The sequence below is a fragment of the Mesorhizobium sp. WSM4829 genome (genome assembly GCF_055811475.1).
The window spans coordinates 22,200-28,976 of sequence record NZ_JBVVQJ010000056.1 but is presented as its reverse complement, the minus strand read 5'-3'; the positions used below and the strand labels follow the sequence as shown (position 1 = coordinate 28,976).

Sequence of the window (6,777 nt, the reverse complement as noted above, 5' to 3'; positions counted from 1 at the left end):
CAATGTGGCTTGATTGCGGTTTAAAAAACGCCCCATGCGCCATCTGCGCCAAACTTCGGCTCCCGCGCAAAGCCCTCACAAGGGGAGAAGGTAAGGTCTGTGGATGACCGTTAACCTTAACAAATGGTTTCCATTGCAGCGGCAGGCCGCAAAGCCCACTGTCCTGTCTACGGAAGCAGGAACGCTATGCGGCATATATTGAGCTCCTTGATGGCGAAGGCGGCGGCGCACAACGCGGCGCTCTCGCGCATTTCAGGCAGCCTGGACACGAACTTGTGGCCGGACACGAACTTGAGGGACCGCTGATGCGCACCTTGCTCGCGCTATGGGCGACGCCGCTCGCCCTGTTCTGGGGCTGGTTCTTCCTGTCTCTCAACGACATCAATTTCGGCTATGTCATGCTGAGCCGCCAATTGCATGACCTGGTCTTCCAACTCTATGGCGAGATGCTTGGCATCGATCCGGCGCTCATTCCGGGCATGGTGGCAAAGGCCTGCATCCTCGACAGCCTGCTGCTCATGGCGTTTTGGGCATTTCGCCGCCGCCGCGTGATCGGTGGCTGGATCAGGATAATGCGCGACCGCTATTTCGACCAGGCGTCGACGCCGAGCGCCTGAAGCCGGTCGAGCGCGCCCTGCAGAATAAAGGCCGCCGCGGCCGAATCGATCTTGCCGGCGCGTTTGCGGCGCGAAAAATCCATCTCGATCAGAGTCCGCTCGGCCGCCACCGTCGACAGCCGCTCGTCCCACAAAACGAAGGGCACGTCGGTCACACCAGCCATGTTACGGGCGAAGGCGCGGGATTTCTGGGCGCGCGGGCCTTCCGACCCGTCCATGTTGACCGGCAGGCCGAGCACCACGGCCCCGACATTCTCTTTCTCCAGCAAGGCGAGCAGCACTGCGGCATCCAGCGAGAATTTCCTGCGCATGATGACGGGACGCGGGTGGGCGAAGGCAAAGCCCCGGTCGGAAACCGCCACGCCAATCGTCTTGTCGCCAAGGTCGAGCCCGGCCAGAGTCTTGCCGCCGCCGAGCCGCGCCGGCAACTCCTCGATGGTGATGATGCTCAACGGCTTTCCTCGGACTATACGCCGCAATGGACGCTGTGGGACTTTAATTTCACTGCCGGCGTTCTATCCTTTGGCGAAGCAAAAATCGAGGAAGGCATTCATGAAACTGACCTGGTACGGACATTCCGCATTTCGCGTCGAAACCGCCGAAGCGAAAATCCTCATCGATCCCTACCTGATCGGCAATCCGTCATGGACGGGCGGCTGGGAAGAGCCGGCGGAAGGGGTCACGCATGTGCTGCTGACCCACGGCCACAGCGACCACATCACCGGTGCGCTTGAAGTGCTTGGGAAAAGCGGCGCCATGCTGGTCGCCAATTTCGAGATCTGCATGTACCTGGTCGGCAAGGGCGTCAGCGACAAAAAGATCAATCCGGGCAATATCGGCGGCACGATCGATTGCGGCGGCTTCACCGCCACCTTCGTCCAGGCGCTGCATTCCTCGTCGTTCCCGGGCGACAAGGGCCAGAACACCTATCTCGGCAACCCGGGCGGGCTCGTGCTGCATTTCCAGGAAGACAAGACGCTCTATCATATGGGCGACACCGACATCTTTTCCGACATGGCGCTGATCAACGAACTGCACGAGCCGAAGATCGGCATCGTGCCGATCGGCGACCGCTTCACCATGGGCGGCGCGGTGGCGGCCCTTGCCTGCCGGCGCTTCTTTCAGTTCGAGACGGTCATTCCCAGTCACTTCGGCACGTTTCCGATCATCGACCAGACCGCCGACAAGTTCGTCGCGGGGTTGGAGGGTTCCGGCGTGAAGGTGGCGTTGCCGGAGATCGGCGGGACAATCACCTTGTAGTGCATGCACCTTGTAGAGCATGCCAAAGGCGCAAGCTGTTCGCTGCGACGGCGTTGCGCTGCCATCGACCTCCGGGCCGGTTCTCGGCACGATGCATGTTGCGCGGCACGCGCCGCGCCGCTATAGCGCGGACTGGTTTTCCCGAGGCACAAGCAAATATGTCCGTTGATCTGCAGACAGTGAAGCGCGTCGCGCGTCTCGCCCGCATTGCGGTGAGCGAGGCGGATGCCGAGCGCATGACCGGCGAGTTAAACGCCATTCTCGGCTTTGTCGAGCAGTTGAACGAGGTCGACGTCGCCGGCGTCGAGCCGATGACGTCGGTCATTCCGATGGAGATGAAGAAGCGCCCGGACGTCGTCACCGACGGCAGCAAGGCGGCCGACATCGTCGCCAACGCACCGGCCACCGAAGAGAATTTCTTCCTCGTTCCGAAGGTCGTGGAGTAGCGCGCCGATGGCAATCGAGATCGCCATCGAAATGCCGCTGCAGGACGACGTGCGCGGGCTGGTCAAGGAGCTCAACGACACGCTGCTGGAACTGACGCCGCCGGAGCACTGCTCCCACATGACCGTCGAGCAGATGGCCGACAACGACACGACTGTCTTCATCGCTCGCGACAACGGCCTCGCCATCGGCTGCGGCGCGCTGAAACGCCACGATGGCGCCGTCGGCGAGGTCAAGCGCATGTACACGCGGCCTTCGCATCGCGGGCAGAAGATCGGCGCCGGGATCGTCGAGCGAATCGAGGCGCTGGCGCGCAATGAAGGACTGAAGCGTCTGGTGCTGGAAACCGGCGACCGCCATCCGGCTGCGTGGACCGTCTATGAACGCGCCGGATTTTCGCGCTGCGGCCCGGTGCTGGACTATCCCGATTCCGGGTGGTCGGTGTTTTACGAAAAGAGCCTTGCCTGATGAGCGACCTGACCCACCTGACGATTTCGCAGGCCCGCGCCAAGCTGCGCGCCCGGGAAATCAACGCAACCGAGATCACCGAAGCCTATCTCCAGGCAATCGAGCGGGCCAATCCGGCGCTCAATGCCTATGTCGTCGTAACCGATGACAAGGCGCGCGACATGGCCAGGGCCTCGGACGCAAAGCTTGCGAAGGGCGAGGGCGGGTCGCTCGAAGGCATTCCGCTCGGCATCAAGGACCTGTTCGGCACCGAAGGCATCCACACCCAGGCCTGCAGTCATGTGCTGGACGGCTTCAAGCCGCACTACGAATCGACCGTCACCGCCAATCTGTGGGCCGACGGCGCCGTCATGCTCGGCAAGCTCAACATGGACGAGTTCGCCATGGGCTCGTCCAATGAGAGCTCCTACTACGGCCCGGTCGTCAATCCATGGCGGCGTTCGCGCGTCGACACGATGGTGATGCCGACCACGCATCAGGGCGATGGCGGCTTTGTTTCGGCTGGCGGCACCAGGACCGCGCGCACGCTGGATAACGCCCAGCTCGTGCCGGGCGGCTCGTCGGGTGGCTCGGCCTCCGCCGTTTCGGCGTTCCTGTGTGCCGGCGCCACCGCCACCGACACCGGCGGCTCGATCCGCCAGCCCGCCGCCTTTACCGGCACGGTCGGCATCAAGCCGACCTACGGCCGCTGCTCGCGCTGGGGCATCGTCGCCTTCGCTTCGTCGCTCGACCAGGCCGGTCCGATCGCCCGCGACGTGCGTGACGCCGCGATTCTCTTGAAATCCATGGCCTCGGTCGATCCGAAGGACACCACCTCGGTCGACCGCCCGGTGCCGGATTACGAGGCGGCGATCGGCAAGCCGATCAAGGGCATGAAGGTCGGCATCCCCAGGGAATACCGCGTCGACGGCATGCCCGACGAGATCGAGGCGCTGTGGCAGAAGGGCATTGCCTGGCTGAAAGATGCCGGCGCCGAGATCGTCGACATTTCGCTTCCGCATACCAAATATGCGCTGCCGGCCTATTACATCGTCGCGCCCGCCGAAGCCTCGTCGAACCTAGCCCGCTATGACGGCGTCCGCTACGGGTTGCGCGTGCCGGGCAAGGACATCGTCGACATGTACGAGAAGACCCGCGCCGCCGGCTTCGGCCGCGAGGTCAAGCGCCGGATCATGATCGGCACCTATGTGCTCTCCGCCGGCTACTACGACGCCTACTATCTGCAGGCGCAGAAGGTGCGCAACCTCATCAAGCGGGATTTCGAAAATGCATTCACTGCCGGCGTCGACGTCATCCTGACGCCGGCGACGCCGTCAGCGGCCTTCGGCATCGCCGACGAGGACATGGCCGCCGACCCGGTAAAAATGTACCTCAACGACATCTTCACGGTGACCGTGAACATGGCCGGACTGCCGGGCATCGCCGTGCCCGCAGGGCTCGACGCCAAGGGCCTGCCGCTCGGCCTGCAGCTCATCGGCCGGCCGTTCGACGAGGAAACCTTGTTCCAGACCGCCCATGTCATCGAACAGGCTGCGGGTACGTTCCAGCCGGAAAAGTGGTGGTAGTGTCGTCTCCCACCTGAAGGGGTGAGGGGCGTCGCCTACCGGCTGTCGGGCCGCATCGATCGGCTTTTTCCCGGACCGGATGTCGGCTCGGGCGGCTGACCGATCACGGCTTGCCGCGCCGCCGAGAAGAACTGGCGACGCACCAGAACCGCCAGCAACAGCAGCGTCGACAGCACGAATACTTTTGGATCGACGAACCAGCCGAGATAGCCGATCGAGAAGAACACGCCGCGCATGCCGGAATTGAAATGTTTTCCGGCCAGCATGTTCATGCGCGCCGCCCGCCATACCGCCGTCTCGCTGACCGGGTTGCGTGAAGCCTCGCCGTGCGGGATCGGCACCGCACCGATCAGGATCGAGCAATAGTTGAACAGCCGGTAGGCCCAGCCGAACTTGAAAAAGGAATAGGCAAGAATCAGCACCAATCCGAACACCTTCATCTGAAAGGCGGAGCGGGACGACGTCGCGCCGAGCGGCAGGTCGCTCAGCACCGAAACAACCTGATCGGAGGCGCCGAGCAGGGCAAAACAGCCGCCGATCGCAATCAGCGAACTGGAGGCGAAGAAGGCGGTTCCCTGTTGAAGGCCGGCCATGATGGCGGTGTCGACAATGCGGACCTCGCGTTCGGCCATGTTCCGCATCCAGGCTTGACGCTGGACGTTCATCGCCGTCGTCAGCGACATGCGCCTGACCAGCTTTCCGTCGGAGGCGAGCGTATGCAGCACCCACACGAAAACGAAGAAGGCAAGCGCAACGAGGTCTGCCGTCGACAAATGGAAGGAATCGCCCATGCAACCCTCTTACCACAAGCGGTGGCGGCGCTTCGATGGCGGAACACAACGATGTCGCTGCCGGAGCAAACAAGGTCGGCAGGTGCAGCGCCGCAATCTTCGAAAGAGCGGAAACATCACAGGAATTCCTATATGTAAATTCCAATAGGAGAGCGACGCGTGTTCCTTTCGGTTTTCGACCTGTTCAAGATCGGCATTGGACCATCGAGTTCGCACACGATGGGACCGATGACCGCTGCGCGGCGTTTTCTCGACGAGGTCGCGGGAGATGACTGGCCACGCCCGGTCGGCGCCAAGGTCGACCGCATCGCCGCCAGCCTGCACGGCTCGCTTGCCTATACCGGCATCGGCCATGGTTCAGATCGCGCTGTCGTGCTCGGGCTTGCCGGCCAGACGCCGCAGACGGTAGACCCCGATCAGGCCGACAGCATCGTCGACCGTATCGCCGCCGAGAAGCGGATTTCGCCGCCCGGCCATCCGTCCTATCGCTTCGACCCGGCCACGGATCTGGTGCTGGATCGCAAGACGCCGCTTTCCGGCCACGCCAACGGCATGGCTTTCTCCGCCCTTGATGCCGACGACCGCCTGCTGCTCAAGCGCATCTACTATTCGATTGGCGGCGGCTTCGTGGTTTCCGAAGAAGAACTGCAGCGGATGAAGGCGAAGGGCTCGGTGACGAGCGAAGGCAAGAAGGTTCCATACCCCTTCAAGAATGCTGTCGAGATGCTGTCGATGGCCGCGAAAAGCAGTCTTTCCATCGCCGACATGAAGCGCGTCAACGAAGAGACGCAGATGTCGCGCGAAGAACTCGACGCCGGCCTCGACGGCATCTGGAGCGCCATGAAGAGCTGCATCGAGCGCGGCCTGGCGCAGGACGGCATCATGCCGGGCGGCCTGAAGGTGCGCCGACGCGCGCGACAATTGCATGACAAGCTGCAGGAGCAGTGGCGGCAGAATCGGCCCAATCCGCTGCTCGCCAACGACTGGCTGTCGATTTATGCCATGGCGGTGAACGAGGAGAACGCCGCCGGCGGGCGCGTCGTCACCGCGCCGACCAATGGTGCTGCAGGCACGCTGCCGGCGGTGCTGCGCTACTGGCTGCATTTCCATCCCGAGGCCGACCAGCCAAGCATCCGCGATTTCCTGCTGACCGCAGCAGCGGTCGGCGGCATCATCAAGACCAACGCTTCGATCTCGGGCGCCGAGGTCGGCTGCCAGGGCGAGGTCGGTTCGGCCTCGGCGATGGCGGCAGCGGGGCTGTGCGCCGTGATGGGCGGCACGCCCGAGCAGGTCGAGAACGCCGCCGAGATCGCGCTTGAGCATCATCTCGGCATGACCTGCGATCCGGTCGGCGGGCTGGTGCAGGTGCCTTGCATCGAGCGCAACGCGCTCGGCGCCGTCAAGGCGGTGACTGCCGCGTCGCTGGCCATCAAGGGCGACGGCGTTCATTTCGTGCCGCTCGATGCCGCAATCGAGACCATGCGCCAGACCGGCCTCGACATGAACGAGAAATACAAGGAAACCAGCCTCGGCGGACTGGCCGTCAATATCGTGGAATGCTGAGCCAAAGCTTGCGCTGTGGCCAAACTTTGCACAGCGGATTGCCGCTGTGGAGAAAGTCGGCACTGTGGA

At 63.3% G+C, this 6,777-nt stretch carries 8 protein-coding genes; 6 read left to right on the top strand and 2 right to left on the bottom strand.

From position 1 onward, the window contains the following. Window positions 1-275 precede the first annotated feature (275 nt). Entirely contained in the window at window positions 276-617 is a 342-nt protein-coding gene (locus AC0L17_RS31880; RefSeq protein WP_473518680.1) for a DUF6105 family protein, read from the top strand. On the opposite strand, the gene ruvX is transcribed toward AC0L17_RS31880, so the two are convergent. Next, window positions 584-1,069, bottom strand: a complete 486-nt coding sequence (gene ruvX, locus AC0L17_RS31875; RefSeq protein ID WP_473518679.1) for a Holliday junction resolvase RuvX — start codon at window positions 1,067-1,069, stop codon at window positions 584-586. The genes AC0L17_RS31880 and ruvX overlap by 34 nt on opposite strands. Window positions 1,070-1,169: 100 nt before the next feature. Between ruvX and AC0L17_RS31870 the strand changes: the two genes are divergently transcribed. From AC0L17_RS31870 to AC0L17_RS31855, 4 genes are all read left to right on the top strand, one after another. Continuing rightward, window positions 1,170-1,877, top strand: a complete 708-nt coding sequence (locus AC0L17_RS31870) for a metal-dependent hydrolase (RefSeq protein WP_473518678.1) — start codon at window positions 1,170-1,172, stop codon at window positions 1,875-1,877. 158 nt (window positions 1,878-2,035) lie between these two features. Next, window positions 2,036-2,323 (top strand): Asp-tRNA(Asn)/Glu-tRNA(Gln) amidotransferase subunit GatC, encoded by a 288-nt coding sequence (gatC, locus tag AC0L17_RS31865; protein WP_128168140.1) that lies wholly within the window; start codon window positions 2,036-2,038, stop codon window positions 2,321-2,323. A gap of 7 nt (window positions 2,324-2,330) precedes the next feature. Continuing rightward, the gene (locus tag AC0L17_RS31860; RefSeq protein ID WP_287062565.1) at window positions 2,331-2,789 is read left to right on the top strand and encodes a GNAT family N-acetyltransferase; all 459 of its coding nucleotides are present in this window, start codon (window positions 2,331-2,333) and stop codon (window positions 2,787-2,789) included. Then, complete coding sequence (locus AC0L17_RS31855) at window positions 2,789-4,354, top strand: amidase (RefSeq protein WP_473518677.1); 1,566 nt, start codon at window positions 2,789-2,791, stop codon at window positions 4,352-4,354. The genes AC0L17_RS31860 and AC0L17_RS31855 overlap by 1 nt, the downstream gene beginning before the upstream one ends. Window positions 4,355-4,389: 35 nt before the next feature. Here the strand turns inward: AC0L17_RS31855 and AC0L17_RS31850 are convergent, their stop codons facing one another. Further along, window positions 4,390-5,145 carry a DUF599 domain-containing protein gene (locus AC0L17_RS31850; protein WP_287320245.1) on the bottom strand — a complete coding sequence of 252 codons (756 nt, stop codon included), beginning with the start codon at window positions 5,143-5,145 and terminating at the stop codon, window positions 4,390-4,392. Between the two features lie 159 nt (window positions 5,146-5,304). Here AC0L17_RS31850 and AC0L17_RS31845 point away from each other — a divergent pair, with 159 nt between their 5' ends. After that, complete coding sequence (locus tag AC0L17_RS31845; RefSeq protein WP_473518676.1) at window positions 5,305-6,708, top strand: L-serine ammonia-lyase; 1,404 nt, start codon at window positions 5,305-5,307, stop codon at window positions 6,706-6,708. Window positions 6,709-6,777: the final 69 nt, after the last annotated feature.